The sequence below is a fragment of the [Mycobacterium] stephanolepidis genome (assembly GCF_002356335.1).
GTDB lineage: Bacteria > Actinomycetota > Actinomycetes > Mycobacteriales > Mycobacteriaceae > Mycobacterium > Mycobacterium stephanolepidis.
On record NZ_AP018165.1, the window covers coordinates 4,932,454 to 4,951,031 of the forward strand.

The 18,578-nt window shown below is 64.7% G+C and carries 20 protein-coding genes; 6 read left to right on the forward strand and 14 right to left on the reverse strand.

Annotated features, from left to right (window positions below; all coding sequences use genetic code 11):
- Positions 1–12: 12 nt before the first annotated feature.
- The 6 genes from rpsR to MSTE_RS24550 all read right to left on the reverse strand — a co-directional run bounded on the left by rpsR (position 13) and on the right by MSTE_RS24550 (position 5,720).
- Positions 13–267: a 30S ribosomal protein S18 gene (gene rpsR, locus MSTE_RS24525; protein WP_005064619.1), complete on the reverse strand. Its 255-nt coding sequence runs from the start codon at positions 265–267 to the stop codon at positions 13–15.
- 44 nt (positions 268–311) lie between these two features.
- Positions 312–812 (reverse strand): single-stranded DNA-binding protein, encoded by a 501-nt coding sequence (locus MSTE_RS24530; RefSeq protein WP_030097639.1) that lies wholly within the window; start codon positions 810–812, stop codon positions 312–314.
- Positions 813–884: 72 nt separating this feature from the next.
- Positions 885–1,175 (reverse strand): 30S ribosomal protein S6, encoded by a 291-nt coding sequence (gene rpsF, locus MSTE_RS24535; RefSeq protein WP_030097640.1) that lies wholly within the window; start codon positions 1,173–1,175, stop codon positions 885–887.
- 112 nt (positions 1,176–1,287) lie between these two features.
- Positions 1,288–2,880, reverse strand: coding sequence for a glycosyltransferase family 87 protein (locus tag MSTE_RS24540; RefSeq protein ID WP_162291737.1), 1,593 nt, complete (start codon positions 2,878–2,880; stop codon positions 1,288–1,290).
- A 28-nt stretch (positions 2,881–2,908) separates the two neighbouring features.
- A complete protein-coding gene (locus MSTE_RS24545; protein WP_096505148.1) occupies positions 2,909–5,278 on the reverse strand; it encodes a transglycosylase domain-containing protein in 2,370 nt (789 codons plus the stop codon).
- Positions 5,279–5,297: 19 nt separating this feature from the next.
- Positions 5,298–5,720, reverse strand: coding sequence for a DUF5318 family protein (locus MSTE_RS24550; protein ID WP_046256144.1), 423 nt, complete (start codon positions 5,718–5,720; stop codon positions 5,298–5,300).
- 130 nt (positions 5,721–5,850) lie between these two features.
- On the opposite strand from MSTE_RS24550, the gene MSTE_RS24555 reads away from it, so the two are divergent.
- From MSTE_RS24555 to MSTE_RS24575, 5 genes are all read left to right on the forward strand, one after another.
- A complete protein-coding gene (locus tag MSTE_RS24555; RefSeq protein WP_096505150.1) occupies positions 5,851–6,234 on the forward strand; it encodes a hypothetical protein in 384 nt (127 codons plus the stop codon).
- A gap of 44 nt (positions 6,235–6,278) precedes the next feature.
- Entirely contained in the window at positions 6,279–7,064 is a 786-nt protein-coding gene (locus MSTE_RS24560) for a DUF1707 SHOCT-like domain-containing protein (protein ID WP_096505152.1), read from the forward strand.
- Positions 7,065–7,092: 28 nt separating this feature from the next.
- Positions 7,093–7,938, forward strand: a complete 846-nt coding sequence (locus MSTE_RS24565) for a DUF1707 SHOCT-like domain-containing protein (RefSeq protein WP_096505154.1) — start codon at positions 7,093–7,095, stop codon at positions 7,936–7,938.
- A 102-nt stretch (positions 7,939–8,040) separates the two neighbouring features.
- Positions 8,041–8,586 (forward strand): PadR family transcriptional regulator, encoded by a 546-nt coding sequence (locus MSTE_RS24570; RefSeq protein WP_030097647.1) that lies wholly within the window; start codon positions 8,041–8,043, stop codon positions 8,584–8,586.
- 41 nt (positions 8,587–8,627) lie between these two features.
- Positions 8,628–9,719, forward strand: coding sequence for an inositol-3-phosphate synthase (locus MSTE_RS24575; RefSeq protein WP_070923948.1), 1,092 nt, complete (start codon positions 8,628–8,630; stop codon positions 9,717–9,719).
- Between the two features lie 53 nt (positions 9,720–9,772).
- On the opposite strand, the gene MSTE_RS24580 is transcribed toward MSTE_RS24575, so the two are convergent.
- Positions 9,773–10,603, reverse strand: a complete 831-nt coding sequence (locus MSTE_RS24580; RefSeq protein WP_096505156.1) for an LLM class F420-dependent oxidoreductase — start codon at positions 10,601–10,603, stop codon at positions 9,773–9,775.
- Between the two features lie 102 nt (positions 10,604–10,705).
- Between MSTE_RS24580 and MSTE_RS24585 the strand changes: the two genes are divergently transcribed.
- Positions 10,706–12,091, forward strand: coding sequence for an amino acid permease (locus MSTE_RS24585; protein ID WP_096505158.1), 1,386 nt, complete (start codon positions 10,706–10,708; stop codon positions 12,089–12,091).
- On the opposite strand, the gene MSTE_RS24590 is transcribed toward MSTE_RS24585, so the two are convergent.
- The 7 genes from MSTE_RS24590 to MSTE_RS24620 all read right to left on the reverse strand — a co-directional run bounded on the left by MSTE_RS24590 (position 12,081) and on the right by MSTE_RS24620 (position 18,573).
- Positions 12,081–13,130: a phosphotransferase family protein gene (locus MSTE_RS24590; RefSeq protein ID WP_096505160.1), complete on the reverse strand. Its 1,050-nt coding sequence runs from the start codon at positions 13,128–13,130 to the stop codon at positions 12,081–12,083. The two genes, MSTE_RS24585 and MSTE_RS24590, sit on opposite strands and share 11 nt — an antisense overlap.
- A complete protein-coding gene (locus MSTE_RS24595; RefSeq protein ID WP_096505162.1) occupies positions 13,130–14,419 on the reverse strand; it encodes an acyl-CoA dehydrogenase family protein in 1,290 nt (429 codons plus the stop codon). The genes MSTE_RS24590 and MSTE_RS24595 overlap by 1 nt, the downstream gene beginning before the upstream one ends.
- 1 nt (position 14,420) lies before the next feature.
- Entirely contained in the window at positions 14,421–15,086 is a 666-nt protein-coding gene (locus tag MSTE_RS24600; protein ID WP_096505164.1) for a TetR/AcrR family transcriptional regulator, read from the reverse strand.
- Positions 15,083–15,820: an SDR family NAD(P)-dependent oxidoreductase gene (locus MSTE_RS24605; RefSeq protein WP_096505166.1), complete on the reverse strand. Its 738-nt coding sequence runs from the start codon at positions 15,818–15,820 to the stop codon at positions 15,083–15,085. The genes MSTE_RS24600 and MSTE_RS24605 overlap by 4 nt, the downstream gene beginning before the upstream one ends.
- Before the next feature lie 78 nt (positions 15,821–15,898).
- Positions 15,899–16,579: a sensor domain-containing protein gene (locus MSTE_RS24610; protein WP_096505168.1), complete on the reverse strand. Its 681-nt coding sequence runs from the start codon at positions 16,577–16,579 to the stop codon at positions 15,899–15,901.
- Complete coding sequence (locus tag MSTE_RS24615) at positions 16,579–17,265, reverse strand: sensor domain-containing protein (RefSeq protein ID WP_096505170.1); 687 nt, start codon at positions 17,263–17,265, stop codon at positions 16,579–16,581. Before MSTE_RS24615 ends, MSTE_RS24610 begins: the two co-directional genes overlap by 1 nt.
- 51 nt (positions 17,266–17,316) lie before the next feature.
- Positions 17,317–18,573, reverse strand: coding sequence for a dihydrolipoamide acetyltransferase family protein (locus tag MSTE_RS24620; RefSeq protein ID WP_096505172.1), 1,257 nt, complete (start codon positions 18,571–18,573; stop codon positions 17,317–17,319).
- Between the last annotated feature and the right edge of the window lie 5 nt (positions 18,574–18,578).

Consider the following 18,578-nt stretch of genomic DNA (forward strand, 5'->3'; position numbering starts at 1 on the left):
ATCCCTCCGGTCCTACCGCGTCGCCGAGCTGAACGGCAGCAGGGCCACCTCGCGAGCGTTCTTCACCGCGATCGCGATGTCGCGCTGGTGCTGAACGCAGTTTCCGGTAACCCGGCGGGCACGAATCTTGCCGCGCTCACTGATGTACGTGCGCAGCAGGTTGGTGTCCTTGTAATCGATGTTCAGCGCCTTCTTGGTGCAGAACGCGCACTTACGTGTCTTGACCGGCTTTTCCGGGGCAGGACGGCGCTTAGTCGTCTTGGCCATGGTGAATCTCTTTCTTTCTAGCTAGATAAGTTGTATCGCCCAGATCAGAAGGGCGGTTCGTCGTCGGCCGCGGTGGAACCGGAGGCCGGGGCACTGCCCCACGGATCGTCGGCAGGCTCGTTGGAGCGGGAACCCCCGCCACCACCGCCGCCGCCGAAACCTCCACCGCCGCCACCACCGCGCGAGGCCTTGTTGACCTTGGCGGTCGCGTACCGCAGAGATGGGCCGATCTCGTCGACCTCGACCTCCATGACGGTGCGCTTCTCGCCCTCGCGGGTTTCGAAGGAGCGCTGCTTGAGCCGGCCAGTGACGATGACACGGGACCCGCGGGTCAGGCTCTCGGCCACGTTCTCAGCGGCCTCACGCCAGATATTGCACCGCAGGAACAGCGCCTCTCCGTCCTTCCACTCCGAACTCTGTCGGTCGAAGATGCGGGGAGTCGACGCCACAGTGAAGTTGGCGACGGCAGCCCCGGACGGCGTGAAGCGCAGTTCTGGATCGGCGGTCAAGTTTCCGACGACCGTGATGGTGGTGTCACCTGCCACGGTTCCTCCTCGTGTCTGTCAGCTGGCGTGGTTAACGGCAGCCTACGGAAGTCAACTGACTTCCGTAGGACCTCAGCGGGCTCCGGTACGCAGGACCTTGGTCCGCAGCACGGACTCGTTGAGGCCCAGCTGGCGATCCAGCTCCGATACGGTGGCGGGCTCCGCGACCACGTCGATCACCGCGTAGATGCCCTCGGCATGCTTGGCGATCTCGTAGGCAAGACGGCGCTTACCCCAAACCTCCACCTTCGAGACGGTTCCACCGTCACCGCGGATGACGTTCAGAAACGTATCCAGCGATGGAGCTACGGTGCGCTCGTCAAGAGTGGGGTCGAGAATGACCATGATTTCGTACTGACGCATGAGAAACTCATCACCTCCTGTGGTCTAGTGCGGCCACGGCCAATCCGTGGCAGGAGAGTCGCCTGCGTCGGCAACCGGCCAAGGTTACCTCACAGCCCCCTGACCGGCGAAATCAGACAGATGCTCGGGCGATATGGGGTGCGGGTCTACGCGCGTGCAGCCACGACGGCAGCCAGGCCGGAGGATTGTCGGCAACCCCATCGCACGGCCCGCCCGCCGGATCGTCCGTGTCATCACTATGTGCGCGCACCAGGTCCTCGCTGGGGTGATAGATCTGGCGCAGCACCAACGCGCACAACCCGATCACCGCGATATCGCGCACCAGCACCGTGCCGGTGAACCACTGCTCGGGCAACCCCTTGTTCTCCATACCCAGCAGGTAATACATCCGCGGAACCCACACCAACGCGTCGACGGTCATCCACGCCAACAGGATTCGGCGATGCGGCAAGGCCACCACGGCAAGTGGCACCAGCCACAGCGAGAACTGCGGACTCCAGACCTTGTTGGTCAGCAGGAACACCGCCACCACCAGGAAGGCCAACTGCGCCACACGCGGGCGTCGCGGAGCCGCCAGTGCCACGTATCCGATGCCCAGGCAGCAGATCCCGAACAGAACGGCCGATACCGCGTTGAGCACGACCGGGGGCTCCCAGAAACCCAGCGGGCCGTCGAAGCCCCGCCATCCCGTGAAGGACTTGACGACGTTGTACAGCGAGTCCATGTCGTCGCCGCGACGGGTATTGAGCCGGAAGAACTCCCCCCATCCGCGCGGGAAGAGCATCGCCACCGGCGCGTTCACCACGACCCAGCTTGCCAGTGCGGCCGCGGCCGTCTTGGAGAACTCGTGCATCTTGCCGCCGCGCAGACTCACCAACAGCAGCGGAAACAGCAGCAGCACCGGATAGAGCTTGGCGGCCACACCCAGCCCCATCAGCACACCCGCCAGCCACGGTTTGCGACGAGCCCACGCCCACAGTGCCGTCATGCTGAAAGCCGTTGCAAGAGAATCAAAATTCGTGAATATCTGGAAGATCACGATCGGGGACGCGGCGATTATCACCACATCCCACGGGCGTGTGTGCGGGCTCAATCCCGCACTGGCCCAGATGGTCACCAACCACGCGAGCGCCAATCCGAAAGCCACGATGTTGAAGAACATCACCACTTCGGCGACGATCGGCAGCCCCAGCAGATCGCTGGCCTGGGTGTACGTCTTGGCCAGCGCCATCGCGGTGTATTGATACACCCCGGTCACCACCGGGTACTCCATGTACCGGACCGCCGGAGTGCCGTCGTACTGAATCTTCTGGCGCCCGCCCGAGTCGGTCTCCAGCCAGCTGGACTTGTACGGGAAACGCCCCTGATTCAACAGCTCCGCGCCGTAGAGCGGCACCGTGTCCGAGTAGCACAACTGGTAGTAGGCCCGGTTGTTGTCCCAATTGGCCACGCGCTGAGCACCGTTGCCGGAACCACTCTGCTGCAGGCAGGGCGCCTTACTGGTCCACCCCAGGATGAGGAATCCCAGCGCGATGATGAACACCACCCGCAGCGGTGTCCAGAACGGCTGGCGCCCGACCAGCGCGTGCCTGCCCAACGGCCCACCGATCACCTCGGATAGCTCGGCACCCATCGCATCGGTGTGACTGGGGAAGTTGCGATCATCGGCACTGCGCAGGTCATCGGCGAGCTTCTCGGGAGACACCGTCGCACGGGATTCGGCCGGCACCTGCCTACTGCCCCGGAGGTGGCGGCGCGTCACCCGCCGGTGGCGCCGCCGGGCCCACCGGAATCGTCGTCGGCGGTCCCACCGGAATGGTGATACCCGGCGCGATCTCGATGGTCGGCTGGATGACCGTCACCTCGCCGCCACCGCCCGGCGCGGGCGCCGGCGGACCGTTCGGAGCGGGAGGCGGAGGCACGTAGACCGGCACGCCGGCGTAACCACCGATGGCGCCCGGCTTGGGGAAGGTCTCCTTGGTGGAGCCGTCCAACGCGCCATTCATGGTCTTCTGCCAGATGTCCGACGGCAGGCCGGAGCCGTAGATCGGTCCACCCCAACTGTTTCTGATCGGCTTGCCATCGTCGGTTCCCACCCACACCGCGGTCGAGAGCGACGGGGTGAAGCCGACCATCCAGGCGTCCTTGTTGTCCTTGGTGTCGCCCAGCTGCGCGGTACCGGTCTTGGCGGCCGACTCTCGTCCGCCGGCCAGGCCATGCCCACGGGAGTAGGCAGCGATCGGTTTCATCGCCGAGATCGCGTTGTTCGCAACATCATCAGAGAATCGCTTCTCGCCTGTGTTGTCGGAGGAACCCGCGTCGAAAAGCACCTGGCCGTCCGCGTTCACAACCTTCTGGATGAAATGCGGCTTGCGGTAGGTCCCCGACGCCGCCAAGGTCGCGTACGCCGAGGCCATATCGATCACCCGGGTCTGGTACTGGCCCAGCACCACACCGTTATTCGGCGGACCGCCCTGACCGTCCTCGGACAAGGTGTGCGAGACACCGGGGAAGTTCTCGGCGATACCGGCGGCATGCGCGGCGGTAGCCACATCGTCGGGCCCGTTCTTCAGCTTCAGCATGAGCCGGTAGAAGCTGGTGTTCAGCGAGCGCTTGAGCGCCTCGGCCACCGAACACGTTCCGCACGAAGCGTCTTCGCTGTTCTTGATGGTGATGCCCTGATAGGTCAGCTCCGAGCTGTCCAGCTGGTAGCCCAGTCCGATTCCCTGCTGCAGCGCCGCGACCAAGGCGAACACCTTGAACGACGAACCGGTCTGCAGACCCTGCTGCGCATAGTCCAGGCCCTGCGCGTTGGACCCGCCGTAGTACGCCTTGACCGCACCCGTGCGCGGGTCCACGGACACCACCGCCGTTCGCAGGTCCGCGTTCTCGCCCTGCAAGGTGCTGTTGACCGCGTTCTCGGCAGCCTGCTGCGCCTTGGTGTCGATGGTCGTCGTGATCTGCAGGCCCTCGGTGTTCAACGTCTGCTCGTCGATGTTGAACAGATCGGTGAGCTCCGCCATCACCTGACGCTTGATAAGTCCATTGGGACCGGTGGTCGCGTTCTGGGCAGCGGCCTGCTCGGGCGGCACCGTCGCGGGGTACACCTGCCCGGCACGATCCTGCGCGGACAGTGCGCCGATGGTGACCATGCCGTCGAGCACCCAGTTCCACCGGTTCGTCGACTCCGGCAGATCCACCGCGGGGTCCAGGCGTGACGGCCGTTGGATCAGTGCGGCCAACAACGCGCCCTCGGAGACCGTGAGCTGTTCGACGGGCTTGTCGAAGTAGGCCTTCGACGCCGCCGAGATGCCGTAGGCGCCACGTCCGAAATAGATGATGTTGAGGTAGGCCTCCAGCACCTGATCCTTAGACCAGGACTGCGACATCTTGGTGGAGATGACGATCTCCTTGGCCTTACGGGTCAGACCGCCGAGGCCGGCGCGCTGCGCACCCACCATCGCGTTCTTCACGTACTGCTGGGTGATCGTGGAACCACCCTGGGTATCGCCGCCGAACATGTTGTTCTTGACCGCGCGCAGCAGACCCGAGAAGGAGAAGCCCGGGTTGCCGTAGAAATCGCGATCCTCGGCGGCCATCACCGCCGCACGCACGTGCTGGGGCACCTGGTCGATCTTGATGTCGACCCGGTTTCCGTCCGGTGGAACAACTTTCGCGAGTTCGGTGGTGCCGTCGCTGGCCAAGATGGTGGACACCTGGCTGGTACGGATATCGCCCGGCTTCGGGATGTCGACCACCGAATACGCCAGTGCGAACGTCGCCAGCGGTATGACGATGGCCAACAGCACCAGGGCGATCATCACGCGACGGAAGACTTTCCAGCTGTTGCTCTTTCGTCTACGGCGACGCTGCGGCGGACGCGACGAACCACCCGGCCTGCCGGATGGGGGCGGTGGCTCATGTCCGTTGCCCTCGCCATCACGCTCCAGCGCAGCGCGCGCCGCAGCCACAGCGTCCTCATCGCGCCGGTACAGCGGCAGATCCTCGACGGGGTCGAGGATCGACGTCGGCCGATCGTCCATGCTGGGGGTGCGCGGTGAATCCGAGCCGCCGGAAGCTACCGGATTCTGTCCGCCAACCACGCCACCCTCACCCTGTGGCCTATTCACTGGCCGTCCGGGCACGAGTTGTTCGCTGACGTGGGGTGGTCCCCTTCGGCGCCGGGAGGGCGCCCATGACATACGACTTCACCAAATGATTCCAACTGCAGGTCCGGCATACCTCGACAACGTGCACGGCGAACTCTGAGTACCGAGTGGCCAGCAGCACCAGTTCCTCGGCCGTACGGGCCGAGCCGGATACCGCTCCCAGATGCTCGCCGAAAACCCACGACACCAGCGTCAGTTGCTCCTTGCGACAGATCGGGCACACCACCGCACTCGATTTGCCGTGGAACTTGGCCGCACGGAGCAGATATGGGTTCGCGTCGCAGACTTCGGCCACGCCGGTACGCCCGGAATAGACCTCAGCCAGCAGGGATCGCCGCTTGAGCGCGTAATCCACCACCTGTCTCTGCAATCGCACGGTAACCAGAGTACGTCCGATTACGCGCTGGCCAAGCCCGGGCCACACAGACAGCACGTACTTTGCGAAGCCGATCTCTGCCCGCGTTCCGCTCGTTACGATGGGACGGCTGTCGGGAAGAGGGGGACATATGACATTTCGTCGACTATCACCGGTGCTCGGCGGCTTTGCGGTCTTGGCCGTCATCGCACCCGTCGCCATCGACAATCCCGTGGCGACCGCCTCCCCACCGGTTGGGGTGAAGGGCACCGGAAAGGTCGTCGGAACGGCGGTCCTGAAGGTGATCGGTGGCGGGACGGCGACCGTCACCTGGAAAGAGAACGACGGCACGGCCCACATCGAAAAGGATGTCGCGCTGCCCTGGGAGCACACCATCGACGTCGTCGAGGAAGCGAACTCCGAAGTCCGGGCCAACGGGACCGGCGCTACCGGCTGCACGATCACCATGGGCGACATGCTGGTGTCGTTCAAGAGCGAGCCGAACCCGGTCTGCGAGTTCGCGTACTGGGGCTGACGCACCTGGGTGCTGCGGGCCCGGGCCGCTCTACGATTCCTCGCATGGCGACCCGTGCCAAGGATTCCGACCGAGACGTCACGTGCAAGGCGCTCGACGCCGCCTTCGGCGATGGCCAGCTCTCATCGGAGGAGCACCGCCAGCGGATCGCCATCGCCACCAGTGCACAGACTCTCGGCGAGCTCAACAGCGTGGTCTCCGATCTGCAGATCGCCACCCTGCCAACCCAGATACCCATCCCCCAGCCGCAGCGGCGCCGCTGGCCGGCGATCGTCGTGACCGCCGTCGTCGCTGCCGCCCTCGGGGCCGGGGTGGGTGCCTATGTCACACGGCCGGTGCCACCTGACCCGGGCGCGGCGGCCGACGGCATCGCTCCCGTCGTGATCGCCCCGACGAAGTTGTTCTCCGTCCCGGGACTGTCCGGCCTGCTGGACCAGATGCGCGCCAAGTTCGGCGACACCGTCGGCATCGAACTGACCGTCCGCTCCAACAACGCGGCGCTGGTCCGCATCGAATCCGCGGATCCGAACCTGCCCATCACGTACCCGTATCAGGGCGGGTTCCGTGACGGCGGCGCGATGCCCGGTACCTGGCGCAATGTTCGGATCGGAGACCTGAGCCGATTCGATCCGGCCAAGATCATCGGGGTTCTTCGCGGAGCACCCGAAACCCTGAATGTGCCCGCCGCCGGCGATGGCGGGACCGTCATGGTGATCAAGCCCAATGACGAGGGCGTCGACATCACCATTACCGTCTCGGAGCGAGACCGCACCGGGCGGATGGTCGTCGCGGGTAACGGCGAGCCCAAAGAGGTCGTGCCCGCATCCTGACCATCACGATCGCTCTACGATTCCTCGCATGGCGACAGGCACCCGGGCCAAGGACAGCGACCGCAACGACACCTGCAAGCTGCTCGACGACGCACTGAGCGACGGGCAGCTGTCGATGGAGGAGCACCGCGAACGCGTTGCCTCGGCCACCACCGCCTCAACGCTGGGACAGCTCAGCTCGCTGGTCTCGGATCTGCAGAACGCCAAAGCGGCCGCCCACATGCCCGTACTGAAGGGTCCGCAGCGCCCCTGGTGGCGACGGTGGTACGCGCCCGCCGGTGTGGCCGCCGCCCTTGTCCTCGTCGGTGTGCTCATCGGTTGGGGCGCCTACGGAAACACCAGCTCTCCGATGGACTTCACCGCCGACCCCGGTGCCAAGCCCGACGGTGTGGCGCCCATTGTGATGACGCCCCCACGCCAACTGATGTCGCTCGGCGGCCTGACAGGTCTCTTTGAGCAGATGCGCCAAAAATTCGGTGACACCGCCGGGTACGAGCTGAACATCTTCGGGGACTACGCGATCTTGACCCGCCCCGATCCCCGTGAACCTCGCCGCACCCTGCGTTACACCTATCGGGGCGGATGGGACCATCCCGACGACTCATCGGGCAGCCACGCCGACCGCACGGTTGATCTCGCCAAGTTCGACCTCAAGACCATCATCGGCATCATGCGCGGCGCACCCGAAACCCTCGGCATCAAACAGAGCGAGGTCAAGAACACGTACCTGTTCATCAAGCCGAGCGAGGACAAGACCGCACCGCCGGACACCGTTCAGATCGACATTTCGATCAGCGGCGAGTTCCAGAACGGGTCGATCTACGTGAATCCGGACGGCACCCCCATCCGAACCATGTACCCCTCCGGGAGTTAGATCTTCCCCCGTGTGGCGCCCGCATATATCGCGGCGATACTATGTCCCGATCGGTGCACGAGAGATGCTCCGGCGTCATACACGGTGTGAGGAGGTGACTTCATGTTGGAACTGGCCATCCTTGGCTTGCTGCTTGAGTCACCCATGCACGGCTACGAGCTGCGCAAGCGCCTGACCGGATTGCTCGGAGCATTCCGGGCCTTCTCCTACGGCTCGCTGTACCCGGCCTTGCGCCGCATGCAGGCCGACGGGCTGATCGCAGAGGACTCCGCGCCCGCGGGCACCACGGTGCTGCTTCGCGGCAAGCGGGTCTATCAGATGACCGCCGCCGGTCGCGCACGCTTCAGCGAGCTGGTCGCGGACACCGGTCCGCAGAATTACACCGACGACGGCTTCGGTGTGCACCTGGCGTTCTTCAACCGCACCCCGGCCGAGGCCCGGATGCGAATCCTCGAAGGCCGACGCCGTCAGGTAGAAGAGCGTCGGGAGGGCCTGCGCGAGGCCATCACCCGGGCAAGCAGTTCGTTCGACCGGTACACCAAGCAGCTGCACCAGCTTGGCCTGGAATCCAGTGAACGAGAAGTGAAGTGGCTCAACGACTTGATCGCCGCCGAGCGCACCGCGCAGGCACGAGTCGAGGAGCGTTAGACGTGACACAGCGCACGACCATCGGTAAAGGAGAACCGTCCATGTCCAACACATCATCTGAGGTGCGAGTCGCCATCGTCGGCGTCGGCAACTGCGCATCCTCGCTGGTTCAGGGCGTGCAGTACTACCAGGATGCGGACGAGAACTCCAATGTTCCGGGCCTGATGCACGTCAAGTTCGGCCCGTACCACGTGCGCGACGTGAAGTTCGTCGCCGCGTTCGACGTGGACGCCAAGAAGGTCGGCTTCGACCTCTCCGAGGCGATCTCGGCGTCGGAGAACAACACCATCAAGATCGCCGACGTGCCTCCCACCGATGTCATCGTGCAGCGCGGACCGACCCTGGACGGCATCGGCAAGTACTACGCCGACACCATCGAGGTCTCCGACACCGATCCGGTCGACGTCGTGAAGGTGCTGAAAGACAACAACGTTGACGTCCTCGTCTCCTACCTTCCGGTGGGTTCGGAAGAGGCCGACAAGTTCTACGCCCAGTGCGCCATCGACGCCAAGGTGGCGTTCGTCAACGCACTGCCCGTCTTCATCGCCTCGGATCCGGTGTGGGCCAAGAAGTTCGAAGATGCCGGTGTGCCGATCGTGGGCGACGACATCAAGAGTCAGGTCGGCGCCACCATCACCCACCGCGTGATGGCCAAGCTGTTCGAGGACCGCGGTGTCACCCTGGACCGCACCTACCAGCTCAATGTCGGCGGCAACATGGACTTCAAGAACATGCTCGAGCGTGAGCGGCTGGAGTCCAAGAAGGTGTCCAAGACCCAGGCCGTCACCTCGAACCTCAACGGCTCGCTGGCCGACAAGGTGTACGACAAGAACGTGCACATCGGGCCGTCCGACTACGTCGCGTGGCTCGATGACCGCAAGTGGGCCTACGTGCGCCTGGAAGGTCGCGCCTTCGGCGACGTGCCGCTGAACCTCGAATACAAGCTTGAGGTCTGGGACTCCCCCAACTCTGCCGGCATCATCATCGACGCGGTACGTGCGGCGAAGATCGCGCTCGACCGCGGACTCGGTGGCCCGATTCTTCCGGCCTCGGCCTACCTGATGAAGAGCCCGCCGAAGCAGCTCGCCGATGACATCGCGCGTACCCAGCTGGAGCAGTTCATCGAAGGCTGAGCCTGTTCTTCGTTCTACCCACCGAGGGCACACCGTCAGGTGTGCCCTCGGTGTTATTTGTTGTCCCGCAATCGATTCGCGACTGTGGCCAGCCGGTCGAGCGCGGCCAGGGTCTCGTCCTCGCCCAACGGATCCAGATGAAGGAGCACCCGCTCCACGCCGGCATCCAGATACGCAGCGGCAGCCCGCTCCCCGGACACGCCGCTCACACCGACCGGCAGATCCGCGCGTCCCTGCTCGGCGAACCGGCGGCGCGCCACCCGCACATCCTCGGGGGTAGACGTCGCCGCGTACGGCAACCACCCATCACCTAACCGCACCGCGCGTGATTGAGCGGCCCGGCTCGGACCACCCACGTACACCGGAATAGGTCTCCGTGGACGCGGGCTCGCGGCGATGGGCCCGAAATCGAGGTGCTCGCCATGGAATTCCGCTACTTCCTCGGTCCACAGCTGTCTCAGGGCGACCAACTGTTCGTCGAGTTTCGCACCGCGCAGCGTCGGGTCGGCGCCGTGGTTGCGTAGCTCGCCCAGATTCCACCCGACGCCCACTCCCAGCACGGCGCGGCCACCTGACAGCGTCGCCAGCGTCGCCCAGGCCTTGGCGGTGTGCAACACATCGCGCTGGGGCAGCAGCGCCACCCCGGACCCGACCACCAGGTGCTCGGTGGCCGTGGCGGCGTAGGCGAGCACCACCGGCAGATCTCGTATCAACGGGAGCCGGGCCCGAAACTCCGCATCGATGTCATCGGGTGTGTCGACCGGGAAATAGGAATGATCGTCGAAGAGCAGCCAGTCGAAGCCGCGCTCTTCGACAGCGCGGGCAAGCACGTCGGGGGCCACGTATCCGTCGGCCGATGAGGTAGAGATACCGAAGCCGGCCATGACCTCCAGGAACCTCCCGCACGCCACCGAAATTCCTGGCAACGCGCTGCACGATCTGATTGCGGGGTGCAACATCGACCTACCCGGCTGTAAGGAGAATCCATGGCGACCACGGAATCGTCCGGCGAGGGCGGTCTGCAGCATTCGTTGCAGAAGCGCCACCTGACGATGATCGCGATCGGTGGTGTCATCGGCGCCGGTCTGTTCGTCGGGTCCGGTGCGACGATCAAGGCGGCCGGCCCGGCCGCCTTCCTCACCTATGCCATAACCGGCGTGCTCATCGTACTGGTGATGCGCATGCTCGGCGAGATGGCCGTGGCGAATCCGTCGACCGGCTCCTTCGCCGACTACAGCCGCCGTGCCCTCGGTGATTGGGCAGGGTTCTCGGTCGGCTGGCTCTACTGGTACTTCTGGGTGATCGTCGTCGGGTTCGAGGCGGTGGCCGGTGGCAAGATCGTCCAAGATTGGTGGCCGCATTTTCCGTTGTGGCTCATCGCACTTGTCCTCATGGTGGCCATGACCGCCACCAACCTCTTCTCGGTGCGGTCCTATGGCGAGTTCGAGTACTGGTTCGCCAGTGTGAAAGTCCTTGCCATCATTGCATTTCTCGTTCTCGGCACGATGTTCGTACTGGGCTGGTGGCCGGGCAGGCACATGGACTTCTCCAACCTCACCAAGAGCGGGTTCGCTCCCAATGGCACCGGTGCGATCTTCTCCGCCATCGTGGTCGTGGTGTTTTCGATGGTCGGCCCGGAAATCGCGACCATCGCGGCCGCCGAATCCAAGGACCCCGCGCGGGCCATCAGCAGGGCGACCAACTCGGTCATCTACCGAATTGGGCTCTTCTTCGTGGGCTCCATCTTCCTCATCGCGGTGATCGTGCCGTGGGATAGCCCGACTCTGGGCACCTCGCCCTTCGTCACCGCATTCAAGACGATGGGAATTCCGCGCGCCGACAACATCATGCGGATAGTCGTGCTCACCGCCGTGCTGTCCTGTCTCAATTCGGCGATGTACACCGCCTCCCGCATGCTGTTCGTCCTGGCAGGGCGGGGCGAGGCACCCCGCAGCTGGCTGCGCGTCAACTCGCGCGGTGTTCCGGTGCACGCCATCTTGGCGTCCTCATTCATCGGATTCGTCTGCGTGGTGCTGGCATACGTCGCCGAGGACACCGTCTTCCTGTTCCTGCTCAACTCCTCTGGTGCGGTAATTCTGTTCGTGTACTTCATGATTGCGATATCGCAGCTGGTACTCAGGCCCCGCACACCCCCGGAGAAATTGATCGTCAAGATGTGGGGTTATCCGGTGTTGACGATCCTCACCGCCGGTGCGATCGTGGCGATCCTGGTTGCCATGGGCTTTCAGGACGGCACCCGCTCGCAGCTGTGGACCAGCCTGCTGTCCTGGGCGGTGATCCTGCTCGCCTTCGTGGTGCTGCGGGTGACCCGGCGCCGCGCGCCGGTGTCCGACGAACCGGTTACCCGGTAATCGCCCCGGCCCGCCGGAACAGCTGCAACGTGAGGCCATGCAGGTAATCACCCACCGCCACCGGTGCTTTCCCGGCGAAGGCGCGGGCGTGTGTGCCCTCCAGGATGATGCCCAGTTTGAAACAGGCGAGCACGGTGTACCAGTGGATCGCGCTGAGATCACGGTCCGTGCGTTCCGCGTAGTGCGCGACGAGCTCCTCGGGCGTGGGCAGACCTCCGGCCTGTACGAGTGCTCCACCCAGTGAAGCATCGTCGGCATCCGAGGGCCACGTCGCCAAGAGCCAGCCCAAGTCCAGCAGCGGGTCACCGATCGTCGACATCTCCCAGTCCACGATGGCCGCAAGCTGGGGGCCGTCGTTGCGGAACATCATGTTGGCCAGGTGGAAATCACCATGCATGATTCCCGGCTTCCACTGCGACGGCCGATGCTGCTCAAGCCAATCGGCCACGGATTGCAGGCCCGGGATATCCGGGCCCGGATATCCCTCGTGCTTGCCGAACGAGTCGAGCTCCTTGAGCCAGCGCGGTACCTGGCGCTCCAGGAAGCCTTCGGGATTGCCGTACCCGTCCAGTCCCAGCGCCTGATAGTCCAGTGCGCCCAGGGCGGCGATACCGCTGACCGCCTCCAGCCCCATCTGGTGCCGAATCCGCGGATTGCTTGCGTGCAGTTCCGGCAAGGTGACCGAGGCATTGAATCCGTCGACCGGCTCCATCAGATAGAAGACGGCACCGCCCAGTACCGTCTCGTCGGTGCACGCCGCGATGAGGTCAGGCGCGGGAACTCCCTGTCCGCGTAGCGCTCCCAGCAATTGCGACTCTCGGCGGATGACATTGTTACTGGCCTCACGCAGATGTTTCGGGGGCCGGCGCAACACATACTCGCGGCCGCCCCGGGTGAAGCGCACCATGATGTTCTGCGTGCCGCCCGTGATCGCCGAGACGTCCGCCACCTCACCCGCCGGAAGTCCCTGCTCATCCATCCAGCGCGAAACAATATCGAAATCAACGCTTTTCGGGTCGACATGCTGCGGAGCCGCCATTACAGGTTGCCCACCCGGTGCTCGAGGCGGGCCGCCACATGTGCCCTGGCCTTCTCTGTCAATGCCGGGATGTGACTCGGCGGGAACAGACCCTCATACGGGGTGTAGTCCTTGAGGACTTCCTTGGCGATGGTGACTTTGTGCACCTCGGTGGGGCCGTCGACCAGACCCATCACCTCCGAGTACAGGAACATTTTGGCCAAGGGCATCTCTTCGGAGACTCCGAGCGAGCCGTGCAGATGCAGCGCCCGCTGGGCGACGTCATGCATGACCTTCGGCATGGCGGCCTTGATGGCCGCGATGTCCTTGCGCACCGTGAGGTAGTCCTGGTGCTTGTCGATCAGCCAGGCGGTCCGGAGCACCAGCAGACGGAATGACTCCATCTCGATCCAGCTGTCGGCGATGCGCTCCTGCGTCATCTGCAACTTGGCGATGGTGCCGCCGCGCGCTTCCCGGCTGATGACACGCTCGCACATCATGTCGAAAGCCTTACGGACCTGGGCCACCGTCCGCATCGCATGATGCACGCGACCACCGCCGAGGCGGGTTTGCGCGATCACGAACGCGGCGCCCTCGGCACCCAGCATGTTCTCGGCGGGAATCCGGGCATTGGTGAAGCGGGTGTAGGCCTCGTCCTCGCTGAAGCCGTGCACGGTGATGTTTCTGACGATCTCCACCCCGGGCGCGTTCGGGTCGACGATGAACATCGACATTCCCTGATACGGGCTGACATCCGGGTTGGTGACGGCCATGACGATCCAGAAGGCGGCGTGCCGCGCCTCGGAGTTGAACCACTTCTCGCCGTTGAGGATCCACTCATCACCGTCACGCACCGCGGTTGTCTTGAACAGGGTCGGATCGGACCCGCCCTGCGGCTCTGTCATGACGTAACAGGACCCGATGTCGCCGTCCATCAGCGGCTGCAGATACTTCGCCTTCTGCGCCTCGGTGCCGTAGTGCGCGAGGATCTCGGCATTGCCGGTGTCGGGGGCCTGGCATCCGAAGATCGAGGGGGCCCACACCGAGCGGCCCAGAATCTCGTTGAGCAGCGCGAGCTTGAGCTGCCCGAAGCCCGGACCGCCTAGCTCGGGGCCGAGGTGGCAGGCCCACAGCCCGCGGCGCTTGACCTCTTCCTTGAGCGGTCGCACGTAGTCCATGGCCTCGGTGTCGGACTTGTCGTACGGGTTGGGGAACACGTAGTCGAGCGGTTCCACCTCGGTGCGGACGAATTCCTCGGCCCAGTCCAGCAGCTCCTGGTATTCGGGGTCGGTCTCGAAATCCCATGCCATGTCAGTTACTTCCTGTCGGTTCGGGTTCAGTGGGAAGTTCGTGCGGACGATCCGTATGTACGCCGTCCACCACCATGTCGGCAATGCGTTTGGCGATCTGCGCCGGGCTCTTGCCGTCGGCGCGGTACCAGACCGCCACCATGTTCAGCATCCCGAGGATCGCGTTGGTGATCAGGTGATCGCTGGTGCGAAACACCCCGGCTTCGTAGCCCTCGTCGAGAACGCGTTGCCAGCAGCGCTGTAACTCGTCACGCATTCCCTGCAACTCGGCGGCCCGCTCGCCGGTCAGCGCGGAACCATCGCGGACCTGGATGGCAACCTGTTTGCGGTACTTGACGATAAGGATGACGTAGGAGCCGATGAGAGTGCGTAGACGCTTGGCGGGCGGGGTGTTCATGCCTGCGATGTGGGCGGCCTCGGTGAGCATTTCGTCGATGTAGCTGCGCAGGATCTCCCAGAGGAGTTCCTCTTTGGACCCGATGTGGTAGTACAGCGCACCACCCCGTACACCGGCCGCAGCGCCGATCTCAGCGACGCCGGTCGCGTGAAATCCCTTCTCGGCGAAGAGTTCCGTTGCCACATCCATGATCCGTCGACGGGTCGCCGCGGCATCACCGTCGGCGGCGGGCGGACGGCCCCGACGCGGCTTGGCGCCGGCCTCGGTCACAGGATGCCGCCATCCAGTCGAATTGTCGTTCCCGTGCAGTAGGCCGATGCTTCGCTTGCGAGATACAGTGCCGCGCCGACGATGTCTTCCGGTTCGCCCACGCGTCGCAATGGAATGCTGGGGATGAGCGCCTCGGCGAATCCTTCCGGCCAGGCCGCCGCGATATCTGTGTTGAAAAGTCCGCATTGAATGGTGTTCGTGCGTACGGTCGGCCCAAAGCTGTGCGAGAGGCCAAGGGTCAGGGCATTCAAACCGGCCTTTGCCGCTGCGTACGGCAACGCGGTGGCGTCGGGTCGCACCGCTTCGATCGAGCTGATGTTGATGATCGAACCGCCGGCTCCTGCCGCCATCTTGGTGGCGATCAGGGCCGACAACCGGAACGGTCCCTTCAGATTGACCCCAATGACCTTGTCGAACAATGCTTCCGAGACCTGGTCCAGGCTGGGGTACAGCGGGGACAGTCCGGCGTTGTTGACCAGGACGTCCACCCGCCCGAACTCCCGGTACACGGTGTCGACCAGCTCGTCGCATTGCTCCCAGGAGCTGACATTGCAGGCCACCGGGAGGGCACGGCGACCGTGGTCGGCCTCCACCTGGGCGGCCAGCTCGTTACAGGAGTCGATCTTGCGGCTCGCGATCACCACATCGGCGCCATGCGCGGCGAACGCCTGCACCATCGCCCGGCCCAATCCGCGGCTACCACCGGTGACGACGATGACCTTGTCCTGCAGCATCCGGTGCCTCCTTGACTAATGTGGCGATCGATACATTAAAGAAGCGATGCCGATAGCGCAAGGGGCGGCAGCCGTGGATCAGCGGGCGAGCTTGTCCAGCAGCAGCGTGAACATCGCCTCGGTCTTGTCATCGTTGGGGTCGAGTCGGCAGAACATCACCGAAGCGACGTAGTTCGCGCGCTGGCGCGCCACCAGACGGCAGGACCACGGTGAACGGTCAGTGGTTCGCGTCCAGTTCACCTCGTCTTGACCGCTGTGCCCGATGCTGAGCGTCCAATTCTCCGCGATGCCGTTGACCGAGGTAACGCCATGTACTCCATCGCATCTGGACATGCGCTGGGCGAATTGCTCGAACTGCTGACTTGCCGAGGTAGCGGTCTCGAAGACAATCAGCGCTGACCCCATGGTGTGCTGGCGAACCCTTCCGACCGTCTCGGAATACGCCTGGATGCGCGCCGCACCGAAGCTCAGGTACTGCTGCCGCGTGGCCAACGAGTATCCGTATGCACAGTCGGAGACCGTGTTGGCCGTCGAGAGCACAGTTTCGACGGCGGGAATGGTCCTGATATCCGGAAGGCCCACTGCCGCAAGGATATCCGACGCCGACAGAAGCCGGTCTTCAAGGTCGGCCTGCCTGGGCGGCAGCACCGGATACAACTTCTCCGGCCTGGCGGGGGCCGCCGCGTCGCCCTCAACCGCGTGCGTACAGGAGGCCAACAGCGCGGCGGCCGTCAGTAAAACGGCTGGTGCCCAGCGCATTACCGTGTCCCCGAGAGTTTTAGCGTCAATCGGTCCAGCACGTTGCCCGCCTTGTTATCCGAACCGTGAGTGCAGAACATCGACGATGCCACAAAGTTGGCCCGCTGTCGTGCAGCCATGTAACAGGTCCAGCTCGAGTCGACCACGCTGCGCGTCCACGCCACCTCGTCGGCGGTGTCGGCACTGGTGATGCTCAGCTTCCATGAGGAGGGATCGCGCTGTGTATGCGTGGCGCTCGTGATCGCGTCGCACCTGGCCATCAGACCGTTGAACCGCTGGAACTGTTGTCGAGCCGTGGCATCGTCGGAGAAGGTCACCACCGCGTTTCCCACCGTATGCAGCCGCGCGACATCGCTCTCCTCCACATACAACTCGATGCGCGCCGCCTCGTGCTTCTCATAGGAAGCGATTTCGGCCAGTGAGTAGCCAGCCGCGCACACGGTGGCGTCGGTGGTCGAGCGGAACATCGCGTCCACTGCCTGCCCCGGCTCTAGCCGTGGCAACTCCGATATCTCGCGAATCTGCCGCCCCGTAAGCAGTGTGCCACCGGGAAGCTTGCAGCCGATGGCGTGCAGTTCTGGATAAAGGCCAGCACGCTCGGGCGGCGGGGTGGCGAGTCCGTCGGCTACGCGGGAGCAGCCGCCACAGGCAACCATCACGCAGATCAACACCGCCGCCGCCCGCATCACCGCACCCCCTATCCCAGCATCCCCACCCGAGGTTTGCTAGAAGCGAAGCTACACCACCAGTGCCATGCGAGGGTCGGTAAGCAGCGCACCCAGATCCGCGAGGAACTTGGACCCCTGCTCACCGTCCACCAGTCGGTGGTCGAAGGACAGCGCGAGCGTGGTGACGTCGCGGACGGCGAGTTCTCCGTGCACCACCCAGGGGCGTTTGGCAATCGAGCCCAGTGCCAGGATGGCCGCTTCGCCCGGATTGATGATCGGGGTACCCGCATCGACGCCGAAGACTCCGATATTGGTCAGCGTGAACGTTCCGCCGGACATGTCGGCGGGCGCGGTCTTTCCCTCGCGTGCGGTAGTCACCAACTGCGCGAATGCGATCGCCAGTTCACGCAGCGACATCCCGCCAGCGTTCTTCACGTTCGGGACCACCAGTCCGCGCTCGGTCGCTGCCGCCACACCGAGATTCACGTAATGCTTGATGACGATCTCGCCGGCTTGCTCATCCCAGGTGGAATTCAGCGAGGGGTGCGACCGCAGAGTCAGCAGCACCATCCGCGCGACCAGCGTCATGGGCGTGAGTTTGAGATCGGGGAACTTCGCCTTCAACTCGGCCAGTAGCTCCATAGTCGCGGTCATATCGACCGTGAGGAACTCGGTGACGTGGGGCGCCGTGAAGGCGCTGCGCACCATGGCGGCCGCCGTGTACTTGCGGACGCCCGCGATGGGAATCCGCGTCTCCCCGCCCACTGGGGCCGGGACCGGGGGCTCAGCCTGCGGAGCGCGCGCGGTGAGACTGCGCGTATAGGCCTCCACATCCTGGCGGGTGATGCTGCCCCCGATCCCCGTGCCGCTGATCAGGTCGAGGGCCACGCCCAGTTCGGCGGCCAGTTTGCGCACCGACGGTTTCGCGGCGGCCCGCGCCGGTTCCGGTGGGGCAACCGGCGCCTCGGGTTCGACGAGGGCGAGAGCGGCCGAGCCCGTGCCCGCGCGCCGCCGTCGTCGGGTCTGGCCCGTCGACTCCGATGGGCCGTAGCCGACCAGGTTGGCGGGCTCGTCCGGTTCGGCACCGGCGACCTCGATCGAGATCAGCGGCGACCCGACCGCGAGAGTCGAGTTCTCCGCCGCCTCCAGCGCCACCACTGTTCCTTCGTACGGCGACGGCAGCTCGACCGTCGCCTTGGCGGTCTCCACATCGGCGAGCACCTGGTTGAGCTTCACCTCATCGCCGACCTTCACCTTCCAGGCGATCAGGTCGGCTTCGGTGAGCCCCTCACCGAGATCCGGAAGTAGAAACTGTTTGACTGCCATGGATT

Excerpts from the sequence above, each read along its gene's own strand:
- MSTE_RS24560 (WP_096505152.1), top strand. The coding sequence starts at position 6,279 with ATGGCGACCCGTGCCAAGGATTCCGACCGAGACGTCACGTGCAAGGCG.
- rpsF (WP_030097640.1), bottom strand. The coding sequence starts at position 1,175 with ATGCGTCAGTACGAAATCATGGTCATTCTCGACCCCACTCTTGACGAG.
- MSTE_RS24620 (WP_096505172.1), bottom strand. The coding sequence starts at position 18,573 with ATGGCAGTCAAACAGTTTCTACTTCCGGATCTCGGTGAGGGGCTCACC.
- MSTE_RS24580 (WP_096505156.1), bottom strand. The coding sequence starts at position 10,603 with ATGGCCGGCTTCGGTATCTCTACCTCATCGGCCGACGGATACGTGGCC.
- MSTE_RS24605 (WP_096505166.1), bottom strand. The coding sequence starts at position 15,820 with ATGCTGCAGGACAAGGTCATCGTCGTCACCGGTGGTAGCCGCGGATTG.
- MSTE_RS24585 (WP_096505158.1), top strand. The coding sequence starts at position 10,706 with ATGGCGACCACGGAATCGTCCGGCGAGGGCGGTCTGCAGCATTCGTTG.
- MSTE_RS24595 (WP_096505162.1), bottom strand. The coding sequence starts at position 14,419 with ATGGCATGGGATTTCGAGACCGACCCCGAATACCAGGAGCTGCTGGAC.
- MSTE_RS24610 (WP_096505168.1), bottom strand. The coding sequence starts at position 16,579 with ATGCGCTGGGCACCAGCCGTTTTACTGACGGCCGCCGCGCTGTTGGCC.
- MSTE_RS24615 (WP_096505170.1), bottom strand. The coding sequence starts at position 17,265 with ATGCGGGCGGCGGCGGTGTTGATCTGCGTGATGGTTGCCTGTGGCGGC.
- rpsR (WP_005064619.1), bottom strand. The coding sequence starts at position 267 with ATGGCCAAGACGACTAAGCGCCGTCCTGCCCCGGAAAAGCCGGTCAAG.
- MSTE_RS24575 (WP_070923948.1), top strand. The coding sequence starts at position 8,628 with ATGTCCAACACATCATCTGAGGTGCGAGTCGCCATCGTCGGCGTCGGC.
- MSTE_RS24590 (WP_096505160.1), bottom strand. The coding sequence starts at position 13,130 with ATGGCGGCTCCGCAGCATGTCGACCCGAAAAGCGTTGATTTCGATATT.
- MSTE_RS24555 (WP_096505150.1), top strand. The coding sequence starts at position 5,851 with ATGACATTTCGTCGACTATCACCGGTGCTCGGCGGCTTTGCGGTCTTG.
- MSTE_RS24565 (WP_096505154.1), top strand. The coding sequence starts at position 7,093 with ATGGCGACAGGCACCCGGGCCAAGGACAGCGACCGCAACGACACCTGC.
- MSTE_RS24570 (WP_030097647.1), top strand. The coding sequence starts at position 8,041 with ATGTTGGAACTGGCCATCCTTGGCTTGCTGCTTGAGTCACCCATGCAC.